General features: G+C 68.9%; 13 protein-coding genes. 4 read left to right on the top strand and 9 right to left on the bottom strand.

Annotated features, from left to right (window positions below):
* Positions 1-31: 31 nt before the first annotated feature.
* From hemH to lgt, 7 genes are all read right to left on the bottom strand, one after another.
* Positions 32-1033 (bottom strand): ferrochelatase, encoded by a 1002-nt coding sequence (gene hemH / locus SPHME3_RS0105305; protein WP_017980314.1) that lies wholly within the window; start codon positions 1031-1033, stop codon positions 32-34.
* Positions 1030-3231 (bottom strand): xanthine dehydrogenase family protein molybdopterin-binding subunit, encoded by a 2202-nt coding sequence (locus tag SPHME3_RS0105300; protein WP_017980315.1) that lies wholly within the window; start codon positions 3229-3231, stop codon positions 1030-1032. Before SPHME3_RS0105300 ends, hemH begins: the two co-directional genes overlap by 4 nt.
* Before the next feature lie 85 nt (positions 3232-3316).
* Positions 3317-4630, bottom strand: a complete 1314-nt coding sequence (locus SPHME3_RS0105295) for a cystathionine gamma-synthase family protein (protein WP_018250601.1) — start codon at positions 4628-4630, stop codon at positions 3317-3319.
* Positions 4631-4820: 190 nt separating this feature from the next.
* Positions 4821-5588, bottom strand: a complete 768-nt coding sequence (gene pgeF, locus SPHME3_RS0105290) for a peptidoglycan editing factor PgeF (protein WP_017980317.1) — start codon at positions 5586-5588, stop codon at positions 4821-4823.
* Positions 5585-6094, bottom strand: coding sequence for a GNAT family N-acetyltransferase (locus SPHME3_RS0105285; RefSeq protein ID WP_017980318.1), 510 nt, complete (start codon positions 6092-6094; stop codon positions 5585-5587). The genes pgeF and SPHME3_RS0105285 overlap by 4 nt, the downstream gene beginning before the upstream one ends.
* Positions 6091-7152: a class I SAM-dependent methyltransferase gene (locus SPHME3_RS0105280; protein WP_017980319.1), complete on the bottom strand. Its 1062-nt coding sequence runs from the start codon at positions 7150-7152 to the stop codon at positions 6091-6093. The genes SPHME3_RS0105285 and SPHME3_RS0105280 overlap by 4 nt, the downstream gene beginning before the upstream one ends.
* A 200-nt stretch (positions 7153-7352) precedes the next feature.
* Positions 7353-8270 (bottom strand): prolipoprotein diacylglyceryl transferase, encoded by a 918-nt coding sequence (lgt, locus tag SPHME3_RS0105275; protein ID WP_017980320.1) that lies wholly within the window; start codon positions 8268-8270, stop codon positions 7353-7355.
* Positions 8271-8336: 66 nt separating this feature from the next.
* Between lgt and SPHME3_RS0105270 the strand changes: the two genes are divergently transcribed.
* The 3 genes from SPHME3_RS0105270 to SPHME3_RS0105260 all read left to right on the top strand — a co-directional run bounded on the left by SPHME3_RS0105270 (position 8337) and on the right by SPHME3_RS0105260 (position 11738).
* Positions 8337-10025: a class I adenylate-forming enzyme family protein gene (locus tag SPHME3_RS0105270; protein ID WP_017980321.1), complete on the top strand. Its 1689-nt coding sequence runs from the start codon at positions 8337-8339 to the stop codon at positions 10023-10025.
* 233 nt (positions 10026-10258) lie between these two features.
* Positions 10259-10777: a phosphoribosyltransferase gene (locus SPHME3_RS0105265; protein WP_017980322.1), complete on the top strand. Its 519-nt coding sequence runs from the start codon at positions 10259-10261 to the stop codon at positions 10775-10777.
* Positions 10778-10805: 28 nt separating this feature from the next.
* On the top strand, positions 10806-11738 hold the full coding sequence (locus SPHME3_RS0105260; RefSeq protein ID WP_017980323.1) for an AEC family transporter: 933 nt from the start codon (positions 10806-10808) through the stop codon (positions 11736-11738).
* 403 nt (positions 11739-12141) lie between these two features.
* Here SPHME3_RS0105260 and murA read toward each other — a convergent pair whose 3' ends face one another.
* Positions 12142-13425 (bottom strand): UDP-N-acetylglucosamine 1-carboxyvinyltransferase, encoded by a 1284-nt coding sequence (gene murA, locus SPHME3_RS0105255; protein WP_017980324.1) that lies wholly within the window; start codon positions 13423-13425, stop codon positions 12142-12144.
* A 133-nt stretch (positions 13426-13558) separates the two neighbouring features.
* Here murA and SPHME3_RS0105250 point away from each other — a divergent pair, with 133 nt between their 5' ends.
* A complete protein-coding gene (locus SPHME3_RS0105250) occupies positions 13559-14290 on the top strand; it encodes a Crp/Fnr family transcriptional regulator (RefSeq protein WP_017980325.1) in 732 nt (243 codons plus the stop codon).
* 406 nt (positions 14291-14696) lie between these two features.
* Here SPHME3_RS0105250 and clpS read toward each other — a convergent pair whose 3' ends face one another.
* Positions 14697-15038, bottom strand: coding sequence for an ATP-dependent Clp protease adapter ClpS (gene clpS / locus SPHME3_RS0105245; RefSeq protein ID WP_017980326.1), 342 nt, complete (start codon positions 15036-15038; stop codon positions 14697-14699).
* Positions 15039-15105 lie beyond the last annotated feature (67 nt).

Raw genomic sequence — 15105 nt, 5'->3', positions numbered from 1 at the left:
ACCGGGGCCGGACCGGTATTTCCATATTTCGTTACGGAATCCAGCCTTGCAGCTCGCGGTGGAGCAACGTCCGCAGCATCGCCATCCCCGGCGCGCCATCGTTCAAACAGGGCAGATAGGCGAAGTCCGTCCCGCCCGCCGCAATGAAGCTTTCGCGCCCGCGGATCGCCAGTTCCTCCAGCGTTTCGAGGCAATCGGCGGAAAAGCCTGGCGCCACCACCGCGACCTTGCGCACCCCTTGCGCGGGCAGCGCCTCCAGCGTCTCGTCGGTCGCCGGCCCCAGCCATTTCGCCGGACCGAAGCGCGACTGGAAGGCAATGGTAAGCTCGCGATTCAAGGCCTCGGACAGCAACCGCGCGGTCTTCTGGCAGTGGCAGTGATAGGGGTCGCCCAGCTCCAGCGTCCGCTTCGGCATGCCGTGGAAGCTGGCGACGATCCGCTCGGGCACGAAATCGAGGCTCGCGAGCTGCGATTCGATGCTCGCCTTCAGCGCGGCGATATAGGCGGGGTCGTCGTGATACGGCGGCAGCGTGCGGATCGCCGGCTGCCAGCGCATGCCTGCCAGCGCGGCGAAGGCCTTGTCGTTGGCGGTCGCGGTCGTGGCGGCGCAATATTGCGGATACAGCGGCGCGATCAGGATGCGCTCGCACCCGGCATCCTTGAGTGCGGCCAGCCGGTCAGCGATCGCCGGATTGCCGTAGCGCATCGCATAATCAACGATCACGCCCTCGCCGAACGCGTCCGTCAGCGCCTGTGCCTGCCGACGCGTGATCGCGGCGAGCGGCGACCCTTCATCGCTCCACACCAGGCCATAGGCATGGGCGGACTTCTTCGGGCGGGTGTTGAGGATGATGCCGCGGAGGATCGGCTGCCACGCGATCGCCGGGATTTCGACGACGCGCCGATCGGACAGGAATTCGCCCAGATAGCGTTTCACCGATTTCGGATCGGGCGCATCGGGCGTGCCGAGATTGGTGAGCAATACCCCGATCTTGCGGGGCGGGATCGCGGGATGGCCGGCGGGAATCGTCATGACACCGGCTGTAGCGGCAGTGTGCGCAGTCGCCTACCGGTCGCGGAGAAGACGGCATTGGCGATCGCGGGCGCGACGGCAGGCACGCCGAGCTCGCCAACCCCGCCCGGCGCCTCGCCCGATGCGATCAGTTCGACGACGATGTCGGGACTGTCGACGAGCCGCGGGAGGTTGAGCCCCGCAAAGCCGCGTGCGCGCGTCCGCCCCTTCGCGATACCGGTTGACGCGCCCAGTGCCTGCGCCATGCCGAAGATCAGGCCGCCTTCGATCTGCTGTCGAACGAGGTCGGGATTGACGATCCGCCCGCAATCCACCGCCGCGACGAGGCGGTCGACGCGGATTCGCCCGCCATCCTCCGCCGACACCTCCGCCAGCACCGCGATGCGACTGCCGCGAAAGGCATGTGCGGCGATGCCCTGCCCCGATCCGTCGGCGCCACCATCCCAGCCGCCCAGCGCCGCCACCGTCGTCAGGCAGCGCGCCAGCCGCGGCTCGCCGCCCAGCATGCCGATCCGGTAGGATAACGGTTCGGTGCCCGCGACATGCGCCAGCTCGTCGATGAAGCATTCGGTGAAGAAGGCGGTGTAGCCGTGCGCGCCGCCGCGCAGATGCCCGGTCTCGATGCCGATGTCGGCCGGATGATGCGCGATGGCATAGGCCGGGATGCGATAGACCGGCGTCGCGCCCGCCACCGCATAGGGATCGCCGCGCCCCAGCAGCGCGCCCGCGCCGGGCAGCAGCCGCCGGGCAAGCGCATGGCCCGTCGCCGGCGCCGCGATCGCTGCGTCCCAGGCGGCGATGGCGCCGTTGCTCGACAAGCGCGCGCGCAACGTCGCGCGGGCGGGCGGGCGAAAGCGATCGTGCAGCGTCTCTTCGCCCCGCGACCAGACGAGATTGACCGGACGCTTCAGCTGCATCGTCAGCAACGCCGCCTGTTCGGCGATCACCGTCTCCAGCCGCGCACCGAAGTCGCCGCCCGACAGCGTGCGGTGGATCACCACCGCCCCCGGCGACAGACCCGCCACGCGCGCCGCCGCCGCCCGCGCCGCCGCGGGGGCCGCGGTGGGCAGCCACAGCTCCAGCCGCCCGTCGCGATACGCCGCTGCCGCGCTCGCGGTCTCCAGCGCGGCATGCACGCCCGGCCCGACGCGATAGTCCGCCGACACGACGCCACCGCCCTCCAGCAACCGCGCCGGGTCGCCGGTCGCGGCCATGGTCTGCCCCGGTGCCGCCAGCGCCTCGGTCAGCGCGCGGTCGATCCCGGCATCGTCGGCGAGCGGCGTGTCGCTCGCGAAGCGCGGCGCGAGCGCCTCCAGCGCGCGATTCGCCGCCCACCATGTCGTCGCGACCGCCGCCACCCATTTGGGGTTCTCAACCACCGCCAGCACGCCGCGGATGCGATCCGCCGCGGCGCGGTCGACCGCGACTAGCCGCGCATCACCGATCGGCCCCTGCCGGATCGCGGCATGCACCATATCGGGCAAGCGGATATCCCCCGCAAAGCTGGCCGACCCATCGACCTTCGCGGGTACGTCGATCCGCGGCACCGCTTGTCCCGCCAGCTTGCCCGCACCCGCAACGCCGACCGGCAACGGGCTGGGCACGCGTTCGCGCACCGCCTCCGCCGCCAGCGCCGCAAAGCGCAGCCGGTCGCGGCCGTGGACGATGAAGCCCGCCTCCGCGCTGCAATCGGTCCAGGTGACGCCCCAGCGTCGTGCCGCCGCCTTGCACAGCAGCGCCCGCGCGGTCGCGCCCGCGGTGCGCGCATCGTCCTCGAACATGCGAAGACTGGTCGATCCGCCGGTCAGCATCGCGTCGCTGCGCTGCGCATAGCTGTCGTAGAGATGCTGCGGCAGCCGCGCGAGCGTGCCTTCGAACAGTGATTCGAGCGCCAGCGGGTTGGCATAAAGCGGGTTGATCGGCGCCGCCTCGACGCCGACCGTCCGCCAGTCGGCCCCCAGTTCGTCGGCCACCACCTGCGCCAGCGCGGTATAGACGCCCTGCCCGTGCTCCAGCTGCGGCACCGCGACGGTGACATGGCCGTCGTCGCCGATCTTCAGCCATGCGCCGAACGCGGTCTCGCCGGGTGCCGTCGCGAGGTTCGGGGCATAAGCGCGCGGCCACAGCCCCCAGGCGACGACCAGCCCGACGCCCGCGCCTCCCGCGACGATCACCTTGCGCCTGCTGATCCCTGCCATGCAGCGGCTCTACCGGGGCCGTGCGGCGGGCGGAAGCGGGTTGATGGCGGGCGCCCCTCCTGAAATCGGGAGGGGCGCCCGTCGCTTAGATCGCGTCGAGCGCCTGCGCGAAGTCCGCGATCAGATCGTCGGCATCCTCGACGCCGATCGAGATGCGCACCAGGCTGTCGGTGATCCCCAGCGCGTCCTTGCGCTCCTGCGGCACCGACAGGTGGGTCATCGCCGCCGGATGGCTCGCCAGCGTCTCGGTGCCGCCCAGCGACACGGCGAGCTTGGCGATGCGCAGCGCATCGAGGAAGCGGAACGCCTCCGCCTCGCCGCCCTTCAGGATCAGCGAGAAGGTGGAGCCGGCGCCCGAGCAATGGCGGCGATAGATGTCCGCCTGCCGCTCCTGCCCAGGCTCGTCGCCGAAGAAGCCCAGATAGCCGACGCGCTCGACCTTCGGATGCGTGCGCAGATAGGCGCAGACCTTGGCGGCATTCTCGCCCGCGCGGCTCATGCGCAGTTCCAGCGTTTCCAGCGACCGCAGCAGCATCCACGCGGTGTTGGGATCGCAGATCGTGCCGATCGTGTTGCGCATCGAACGGATCGTGTTGATGTGCGCCTTCGATCCCAGCACGCCGCCCGCGACCAGATCGCTATGGCCGCCGGCATATTTGGTGAGGCTGTACACCACGATATCCGCCCCGTGCCGCAGCGGCTGCTGCCACAACGGCCCCAGGAAGGTATTGTCGATCGCGATCGGCGGCTTCTCCGCCGCATCGGCGAAGATCGCGTCGCGGCTCGCCGCCACCGCCTCGATATCGACCAGCGCGTTTGTCGGGTTCGCCGGGCTTTCGAGATAGATCAGCGCGACGTTGCCGGTCGCCGCCTCGGTCAGTACCGCGTCGATCTCCTCGCGTGTCGCACCCGCCGGGAAGTCGAGCCACTTCACCCCGAACTTGCCGAGGATGCGGCCGATCAGCGTCTCGGTCGCGGCATAGAGCGGGCCCGAATGGACGATCGTGTCGCCGGGCTTGGTCATCGCGAGGAACAGCGTCGCGATGGCCGACATGCCGCTCGAAAAGGCAAGCGCGTCCTCTGCCTCGTCCCAGATCGCCAGGCGATCCTCCAGGATTTCCTGGTTCGGGCCGTTGAAGCGCGAATAGACGAGGCCGTCGGCGCCGCCCGGACGCTTGCCGGTCACGCCCTCGAAATGGCGCTTGCCCGCTGCGGCATTGGGGAAAACGAAGGTCGAGGTTAGGAAGATCGGCGGCTTCAGCGCGCCTTCGGACAAGGCCGGGTCGAAGCCGTGGCCCATCATCATCGTCGACGGCTTCAGCTTGCGGTCACCGATCGTCTGCGGCGTGTTGGCGGGCAGATTGCCCCCGACGCCGGTGATCTGTGCTTCATCGGGCATGATACTCTCCTTTGCCACAGAGCATAGCGCCGACTGGTAACGTTGGATACTAGTATGCCGAAGGGTCTATCGCCTGCATTCGTCATCCCGGCGCACGCCGGGATCCATGGAGACGATGCCGCCGGTGGGACAGGAACCGCGTGCCGTTCGCGTCCATGGATTCCGGCGTGCGCCGGAATGACGAGGAAGGTTACGCAGGCAATCCGATCAAACTGATCTGCCGCCCGTAATCCGGCTCGCCCTTATGCGTCGCGCGGCGGTAGCTGTAGAAGCGGTCGGACTGCGCATAGGTATCCAGCCCCAGCGCCTCGATCCGCGCCAGCCCCGCAGCAGCGAGTCGATGCGTCACATAGGCCTCGAGGTCGAACTGGTAGCGCTCGTCCCGACCGCTCGCGAAGAAGCGCTCATTCTCCGGATCGACTGCCGTGAAACGCGCGAGGAACCCCTCGTCCACCTCGTACGAGGCGCGCGCGATGCACGGGCCGATCGCGGCGGCGATCCGATCGCGCCGCGCCCCGATCTTCTCCATCGCGGCGATCGTCGCATCGGTGACGCCGGCCAGCGCCCCCTTCCACCCGGCATGCGCCGCGCCGACCACGCCCGCCTGCGCATCCGCGAACAGCACCGGCGCGCAATCCGCGGTCAGGATGCCGAGCAGCAATCCCGGCCGGTCGGTGACGAGCGCGTCGGCATGCGGGCGCTCGGCATCGGGATAGGCGGCGTTGACGCGTACCACGTCCGCCGAATGGACCTGATACAGCGATGCGAGCGGCGCACCGGGCAATACTGCCGCCGCCGCCCGCCGCCGATTCTCCGCAATCGCCACGGGATCGTCCTGCGATCCAAGGCCGACGTTCAGGCCCGCGACCACCCCCTGCGACACGCCGCCGCGCCGCCCGAGAAAACCGTGCGGCACATCGCCGAGCCCGCGGGCGCGGATCACCTCGACGTCGCTCACAGGCCCAGCCGCATCAGATGATCCTCGTCGGCGTGATTGCCGACCATGAAGGTGTAGCGGCCGACGTCCGCGAAGCCATAGCGTTCGTAGAAGCGACGGGCGCGATGATTGTCGACGTACACCGACAGGAACAGCTCGCGCGCGCCACGATCGCGCGCGGTGGCGATCACCCAGTCCATCATCCGCCCGGCAAGCCCGCTGCCCTGCTGGTCGGCGGTAAGGTACAGCTGGCGCAGTTCGATCATCGGGCCGGTCGGCGTCACCGGCAGCCCATGCGGCCCCAGCTTGGCAAAGCCGACCGCACGGCCCTCCTCCTCGGCGAGCAGGAAGGTGAAGGCGGGGTCTGCCAGCTCGCGCCGCCACGCGGGAACCGTCATGCCGTCGAGAAAGGCGGCAAGATCAGCCGGGTCGTACAAATGCCCGAAGGTCGCGGTGAAGCTTTGGGCGAACAGCGCGGCGATCGCCTCCGCATCGGCCACCGTGGGGGTGCGTAGCGTCGCGGTCATGCGCCGAATGCCGCCGGCACCGGCCAGTCTGCGCGCGTCACCGCCAGCGCGCGGAACAGCGTCCCCATATCGCTCATCAACCGCGCGCGATCGGCCAGGATCGCCTCCGCTTTGTCCGGCGTCGCCCGTGCCAGCGCCGTGGCGCGCGTGTCGATGCCGAGCCCCCCCAGCAGATCGCGCTGCGAGATCGGCCCCCAGGCGACCGCACCCGCCCCCTGCGCCGCGGCGGCGAGCGTGGTGAAATCGACATGCGCGCTGAGATCGAGCGTGCCCGGCGTGTCGAACGGATTGGCGAAGCCATGGCCGCGCACCGCCTGCAACGTGTCGCCGAGCGCCGGGCCTTCATACCCGTAATCGATCGCCAACATCGCCCCACCCTGTGCGGCGATGCGGCGGGCAAGCGCGGTCATCACCGTGACGCTGGCGGGCGAAATTTCCAGCACCGACCCGGCGGGGGCATCGCGCAGCGGTTCGGGCAGCACCTCCGGCGGCACGGGCTTGCCCGCGATGGGGAGAAACAGCGTGTCCTGGCAGGCGACCAGCCGCTCGTGCCAGCCGTCTGCGCGGCGGATCAGCTGGCGGATCGGCAGCGCATCGAAGAATTCGTTGGCGACGACGATCAGGGCTTCGGTCGTCGGCAGGCTGTTGACCGAATCGTGGAAGGTCGCACCCGGCACCGCGGCGGCCTGCAGCGCGCGCAGCCGCGGGCTGGTCTCGACGAAATGAACGGGCGGTTCGAACCCCGCCTTCGCCATCGCGCGCCGGGCATCGGCGGCGAGCGTGCCCCGGCCCGGCCCCAGCTCGACCCACGCCGCCGCCGGCCTCCCTGCGCGGTCCCACAGGTCGGCGCACCACAGGCCGATCAGCTCGCCGAACATCTGGCTGATCTCGGGCGCGGTCACGAAGTCGCCGCCCGCACCGATCGCCTCCTGCGTGGCATAATACTGAGCGTTGGCGGCGGCCATGAACTGCGACACCGGCATCGGCCCCGCCAGCGTGATCGCGCGGGCGAGCCGGTCGGGCAGCGGAGCGTCGGGGGTATCGGTCACGTCGGTCACATGCGGCAGATGCCGTGGCCGGGCGGTGGGCGCAAGGCTCCTTCCAGTCCTCCCCCGCCAGGGGGAGGGGGACCGTTCGGCGCTAGCCGAATGGTGGAGGGGGAGGTAGGCGACGCAGTTTATAACGGCGTGCGCCGCTTCCCTCCCCCTCCGTCAGCGCTGTCGCGCTGCCACCTCCCCCTGGCGGGGGAGGACTTTCGTCAGGCCACGCTCTCCGTCCCCGCGATCGGTTCCACCCGCGTGCGGCGGCCCTTGGCGGTCAGCACCAGATATAGCCCGCCCGCGATCATCGGCACGCACAGCCACTGGCCCATGTGGATGCCCGTCGCCTCGATGAAGGTGCCGTGGAACTGCGGGTCTGGCTCGCGGAAGAATTCCACGATGAACCGCGCGATGCCATAGCCCAGCACGAACAGCCCGACGAGCTTGCCCGGCTGGTAGCGCGCCTTGGTGCGCCAGAAGGCGAACCACAGGACGGCGAACAGGATGATCCCCTCCATCCCCGCTTCGTACAGCTGGCTGGGATGGCGCGCCGGCTCGGGGATGCCGAAGGGCACGGTGCGTTCGAACACGATCGCCCAGGGTACATCGGCGGGCTTGCCCCACAATTCGCCGTTCACGAAATTGGCGAGCCGGCCGAAGAACAGGCCGAAGGGCACGCAGCAGGCGAGGTAATCGTGGACGCGCAGCCAGTCGAGCTTGTGCTTGCGCGCGAACAGGATGATCCCCAGCGACGTCCCGATGACGCCGCCGTGGAAGCTCATGCCGCCGTCCCACAGCCGCAGGATGCGCACCGGATGCAGCAGCATCTCGGGCGCGTAGAACAGCACATAGCCGATCCGCCCGCCCAGGATGATCCCCAGCGTCGCGTAGAAGACGAGGTCGTCGGCATGGCGCCGCGCCATCGGCGCCCCCGGCTGGGCGAGCAGCTTCAGCAGATACCACCAGCCGAGCAAGATGCCGCCGATATAGGCAAGGCTGTACCAGCGCAGCGGAATACTGCTGTGGGGGAACACCATGGGATCAAGTCCCAAATCGGCGAAGCGGATATGGCCACCCCCGGAACCCACCAGCGGATCGGCGAGTGGGGCGGCGGCGGCGAGCAACGGCAGGATCAAGGCTTTCCCCCTGGGTTTCGCCCCTGCATAGTGGGGCAAAGGCACAAGACCAAGCGGAGAGCATGCATGCGGACGACCCTCGACGAGCGGATGGACGCCACGATGGCGGCACTGACCGGGCCGGGGGGCATGCTGGCGCTGGGCGAGGCGGAGCGCGGCGGGCGCCGCTATCCGATCATCGCCGCCGCACCGCCCGCCTTGCCGCACTATTTCGCGCATTATTGCCACGAGCATGCCGACAAGACTTTCCTCGTCGCCGGCGACGAACGGCTGACCTTCGCTGCCGTCTATGCCGCCGCGCGCACGGTCGCCGGCGCCCTCGTCGCCACGCACCGCGTCGCCAAGGGCGACCGGGTCGGCATCGCCATGCGCAATTCGCCGTCGTGGATCGTGCTCTACATGGGCATATTGATGGCGGGCGGCGTCGCCACCCTGCTCAACGGCTGGTGGCAGGCGGAGGAACTGGCCGCGGCGATCGACGAGGTGGAGGCGCGCCTCGTGTTCGCCGATGGCCCGCGCGCGCAGCGCCTGGCCGGATCGTCGGCGCAGGTGGTGGCGATCGACGACACGCTGCCGCTCGCCGAAGCGCTGGGCGCGATCACCGCGGCGGGTGGCGGAGATGCCGCGTTGCCCGATGTCGCCGGCACCGACCATGCGACGATCCTGTTCACCTCCGGATCGACCGGCCGGTCGAAGGGCGCGATCGCCGATCACCGCGGCGTGGTGCAGGGCACGTTCAACTATCTGGCGCAGGCGCTGATGATGCTCGGCCTCGCGACGCAGGACGGCAATCCGCCGACCGAACAGCCCTCCACGCTGCTGACGTTGCCGCTGTTCCACGTCACCGCCGAAGTGCCGGTGATGCTGCAGAGCTTCGCCATGGGACGCAAGCTCGTCCTGATGCGCAAATGGGACGCGGTCGAGGCGATGCGCCTCATTCAGGCGGAGCGGATCAGTTATTTCGTCGGCGTGCCGCTGATGAGCTTCGAAATCCTGACCCATCCCGATCGCGCCTCCTACGACCTCTCCACCGTCACCGATTTCGCCGCGGGCGGCGCGCCGCGCCCGGTCGAGCATGTCCGCCGCATCGATGCGGAGATGGGCGGATCGGCGCCGCTGATCGGCTATGGCCTGACCGAGACGAACGGCATCGGCACCGGCAATTGGCGCAGCAACTATCTCGCCAAGCCCGACAGCGCCGGGCGCCCATCGGCCCCGTTGGTCGAGCTCGCGATCCTCGATGACGACGGCGCGCCAGTGCCGCAGGGCGCGCGTGGCGAGATCGCGATCCGCTCGATCGCCAACTTCCTCGGTTATTGGAACCGGCCGGAGGCGACCGCGGCGTGCATGACCGCCGACGGATATTTCCGCACCGGCGACATCGGCTATCTCGATGCGGACGGCTATCTCTTCATCGTCGATCGCGCCAAGGACATCGTGATCCGCGGCGGCGAGAATATCGCCTGCCAGGAAGTCGAAGCCGCGCTCTACGCCCATCCCGACGTCGCGGAGGCCGCGGTGTTCGGCCTGCCCGACGACCGCTTCGGCGAGGTGCCGGGCGCGGTGGTGCATCTGCGCGGCGAACCGGCGCTCGATCAGGCGACGCTACAGGCCTTCCTCGCCGACCATATCGCCGCCTTTAAAGTGCCCGCACGCATCTGGGTCTCCACGGTCGCCCTGCCACGACTGGGCACGGAAAAGATCGACAAGGTATCGCTCCGCAACACCTATCGCGCGATTGCGGCGGCGGGCTGAGGCCAGCACCACATCGTCATTGATGGGCGATGTCCGTGGGATGAACGCGGACACACTTCCCTCGTCATTCCGGCGCACGCCGGAATCCATGGTCACGGCGCGACCCGCAGCTTGCACCCCACGGCTGTTCCGCATCCATGGATCCCGGCGTCCGCCGGGATGACGAAGGTAGAGAGCCGCACACCGCACCACCCCACGCTTGCCCCTGTGCCGCATTGCGGCAAAAAGGGCGGATGCCCGTGTTCACCCCCATCCCGCACGACGCCGTCGTCGCCGCCATCCTGACCCTGCGCGATGCGATCGCCGCCGGTGACTGGCGCCCCGACACGATCGTCGGCATCGGCCGCGGCGGCCTGGTGCCGGCCGTCTACCTCAGCCATGCGATCGACGCGCCGATGCGCTCGATCGACCTGTCCGCCCGCGACAGTGATGCGGTGACGCAGGCGGGCCTTGCCGCTCTTGCCGCCCGGTCCCGCGCGGGCGAGCGCCTGCTGTTCCTCGACGACATCAACGATTCGGGTCGCACCATCGCCTTCGTCCGCGCCGCGCTCGCCGCGGCGGACGGCGATGCCGCCAATGTCCGCTTCGCGACGCTGGTCGACAACAGCCGCTCGGCCGAACGCGTCGAGTTCGCCGCGCGCACCATCGATCGCGATGTCGTCAAGGACTGGTTCGTCTTCCCATGGGAAGCCGTCGCGTCCAGCGAAGCGATCGCCGCGGATGCGGCGGAAGTGCCGGACCGGATCGCCTGATCCGCCCGCGCAACCCGCAACGCCCGCGATGACGATCCTCGCCGCCATCCTGCCGATCTTCGTGCTGATCCTGGCGGGCTTCGCCTTCGCCCGGCTGCGCGGCCTGGACGCGGGCGCGGTCAGCATCCTCAACACCTATGTCGTCTGGCTGGCGCTGCCCGCCTTGCTGTTCGATTTCGTGGCGGAGGCGGATTGGGCGACGCTCGCGCAGCCGCGCTTCACCCTGGTGTTCGCGATCGGCATGGTCGCGACCTTCGCGCTGTCCTATTGGGCCACCCCGCGCGTCGCCGGCCTGCCCCGCAGCATGGCACGCCGCTCGCTCGATGCGCTGACCGCCAGTTTTTCCAACTGTGCCTATATGGGCATCCCGATCGCGCATGGCCTGTTAGGGCCGGAGGGCCTCGCCGCCGCGGTGATCGCCGCGCTGCTGACCAGCTGTGCGTTGTTCGCCTTTTCGCTGGTGCTGGTCGAGGTCGATCTCGACGGCAAAGGGCTGCGGATCGCGACGATCGCGCGGGTCTTCGGATCGGTATTGCGAAACCCGATCGTCGCCGCGCCGGTCGCGGGCGCGCTGTTCGCCCTGACCGGCCTCGGCCTGCCGACCCCGGCCGCGACCGTCCTAAAGATGCTGGGCGGATCGGCGACCCCGGTCGCGCTGGTGACGATCGGCATGTTCCTCGCGCAGCGGCGGGGAACGGGCGAGCCCGCCGAACTGGGCTTCGCGGTCGTCGCCAAGCTGGTGGTGCAACCGCTCGTCACGCTGGCCGCGCTGTGGCTGCTGCCCCTCCCCAAGCCCTATGCCGCCGCCGCGCTGATCGTCGCCGCGCTGCCGACCGGCACCGGCCCGTTCATGGTCGCCGAACTCTACGCGCAAGAGGTGACGCTGGCCGCCCGCGCGATCCTGATATCGACGATTCTATCACTGGTCACGGTGACGGCCGTGGCCTGGTGGGTGCTGTAAGCCGCCCATCGCGCCGCGGACCCTTGGCATCAATCCTCCCCCGCCAGGGGGGAGGTGGCAGCGCGCCAGCGCTGACGGAGGGGGAGGATACGGCGCGCGTCGTATATGCCGAAGCCCCCTCCCGCTTTAGGGCCGATCGACATTCACCGTCGTGATGGATTTTCCGACGAGGAGAAAGACATGAAGAAATAAGAGTTTTGTTCGCGCGGAGGCGCGGAGGACGCAGAGATGTCACGCGCGCGGCGACGCTTCGCCTTGACCTCGTCCGAGATAGAGAGGCCGCTCGCGCGGCAAACGCGACACCTCTGCGTCCTCCGCACCTCCGCGCGAACCGTCTTATCTTCACCTCGTCGTATCTTGGCGTGAATGAATGTCGATCGGTCCTAGCAAGGAAGGAACGACCTTACCCGTCGCTCGCCCGCTCGATATCCGCGCCCACCGCCGACAGCTTCTCCTCCAGCCGCTCATAACCACGGTCGAGGTGATAGACGCGCGCGACCGCGGTTTCGCCCTCCGCCGCCAAGCCGGCGAGGATCAGGCTCATCGAGGCGCGCAGGTCGGTCGCCATCACCGGCGCGCCGACCAGGCGATCGACGCCCTTCACCACCGCGGTGCGGCCGTGAACCTGGATGTCCGCGCCCATCCGCGCCAGCTCGGGCACGTGCATGTAGCGGTTTTCAAAGATCGTCTCGGTCAGCACGCTGGCGCCGTCCGCCTTGCACAGCATCGCCATGAACTGCGCCTGCATGTCGGTCGCAAAGCCGGGATAGGGCGCGGTCGACAGCGTCACCGGGCCGAGCGGACCCGATGCTTCCACCTTCACCCCGTCGCGCGTCTCGGTCACCGTCACGCCCGCCTCGCGCAGGCCGTCGATCGTCGCCTGCATGTCGCCGGCATTCGCGCCGACCAGCTCCAGGCTGCCGCCGGTGATCGCCGCGGCGCAGGCATAGCTGCCCGCCTCGATCCGGTCGGGCATGACGGCATAGGTCGCGCCGTGCAGCCGGTCGACGCCCTCGATCTCCAGCGTATCGGTGCCGATGCCGTCGATCCGCGCGCCCATTGCGGTGAGGCAGTTGCACAGGTCGACGATCTCGGGCTCGCGCGCCGCATTCTCGATCACGCTGGTGCCCTTCGCCAGCACGGCGGCCATCACGACATTCTCGGTCGCGCCGACCGACACGACAGGGAAGCGATAGCGCCCGCCCGACAGGCGCCCGCCGGGCGCGGTCGCCTTGACGTAGCCTGCCGCCATCTCGAGCTCGGCGCCGATCGCCTCGAGCGCCTTCAGATGCAGGTCGATCGGGCGGTTGCCGATCGCGCAGCCGCCGGGCAGCGACACCCGCGCCTCGCCCGCGCGCGCCAGCACGGGGCCCAGCACCAGGATCGACGCGCGCATCTTGCGCACGATATCGTACGGCGCCTCGGTCGAGGTCAGTTGCCCGGCCCGGATCGTCATCACCCGTCCGAAATCCTCGGGCCGCGTGCCCTGGATCGCGGTCGACGCGCCCAGCTGGTTGAGCAGGTGGCCGAACCCGTCGACGTCGGCGAGCCGCGGCAGGTTGCGCAGCGTCAGCGGCTCGTCGGTCAGCAGCGCACACGGCATCAGCGTCAGCGCGGCATTCTTGGCGCCCGAAATCGGCAGGCGCCCCGACAGGCGGTTGCCGCCACGGATAAGGATACGGTCCATAGCATAGCGTCTAGCGCGCCGGTCGACGGGTGCAAGTTGCCAATGAACGCCGCGCGCTTGATCGACTTTAATGCACGCGTTTCTGTCCTTTCGCTAACCCCCGCGCCTCAGGGGTTCAGGGGGATGATACAGCGTGGGCAGTGGCCTCGCCGACCGGCTCGGCGAACTGACAGAGCTATCGGCCAGCGAACGGCGCGCGCTCGACGGACTCGAAACGCGCGAGCGGACGGTGCGGCGCGGCGCGGTGTTGCTGCGCGAGCATGACCGCGCGACGGAGCTGTTCGTCATCCGCCACGGATCGCTGATGAGCTACATCATCCTGCCCGACGGCAGCCGCCAGATCCTGCGCTTCCTGTTCCCCGGCGACCTCATCGCCACGCCCGCGCTCGTCTACCGCAGCGCGCCCGAAACGCTGATGGCGCTGACCGAAAGTACCGTCGCGATCATCGATCGCGCGCAGATCGCCGCGCTGATCGTCGATCATCCGCGCATCGCCGGCCTGTTGCTCGTCCGCGACCAGATCGAACGCGTCGCACTGACCGACCGGATGGCGAACCTGGGGCGCGGATCGGCCAAGGCGCGCATCTGCGCGCTGCTGATCGGCCTGCGCAACCGCCACCGACGCCTGGATGCCAGCGTGCAGGACAGCTTTTCGCCCTGCCTGACGCAGGAACAGATCGGCGATGCGACCGGCCTCACCGCGGTTCACGTCAACCGCATGCTGCGCCAGCTGGAGGACGAAGGCCTGCTGGCCCGCGACGGCGGCCGGATCACCTTCCTCAACGAACACGCGCTCGCCCGCACCGCGCATCATATCGATCGCACACAGCATATCGATCTCGGCTGGCTGCCACCGGCGCGGTAATGCGCGCCAGCGCGGCTGCGGCATCCAAAGCGCGATGATCGGGTGATCCCAGACTCCGCTAGGGCCGATCGACATTCACCGGCGTGAAGGATTTTTCGACGAGCGGAATGACATGAAGAAGAAGAGTTTTGTTCGCGCGGAGGCGCGGAGGACGCAGAGATGTCACGCGCGCGGCAGCGCTTCGCCTTGACCTCGACCGAGATAGACAGGCCGCTCGCGCGGCAAACGCGACACCTCTGCGTCCTTCGCGCCTCCGCGCCTCCGCGCCTCCGCGCGAGCCGTCTTATCTTCACCTCTTCATATCTTGGACTGATTAAATGTCGATCGGTCCTAGGATGACGCAGATGGCGAATGTCGGTTTGCGCGCAAACCGTCGTCGCGCCTTAGCGCGAGCGCAAACCTGCGATCACGCCTTCTCCAGCGTGCATTGCAACGGGTGCTGGTTCTGCCGGGCGAAGTCGATGACCTGCCCGACCTTGGTCTCCGCCACTTCGTAGGAGAAGACGCCGCACACCCCGACGCCCTTCTGGTGGACGTGCAGCATCACCCGCGTCGCCTCTTCCATGTTCATACGGAAGAAGCGTTGCAGGCACAGCACGACGAATTCCATCGGCGTGTAATCGTCGTTCAGCATCAGGACGCGATAGGGCGTCGGCTGCTTGGTGCGCGTGCGCGTCTTGGTGGCGAGGCCCGTGCCGGCGCCGCCGTCGTTGCCGTCATCCGTTCCGTCGTCGCGGCGTTCGGCCATGGTGATCGGTTCAACTATCATGTGGATCGCGAAAATATGGCATCGGGCATGCCCGGGGCAAGGGGGT

The sequence above is a fragment of the Sphingomonas melonis DAPP-PG 224 genome, from assembly GCF_000379045.1.
GTDB lineage: Bacteria > Pseudomonadota > Alphaproteobacteria > Sphingomonadales > Sphingomonadaceae > Sphingomonas > Sphingomonas aquatilis.
This window is presented reverse-complemented; position numbering and strand designations above follow the sequence as displayed.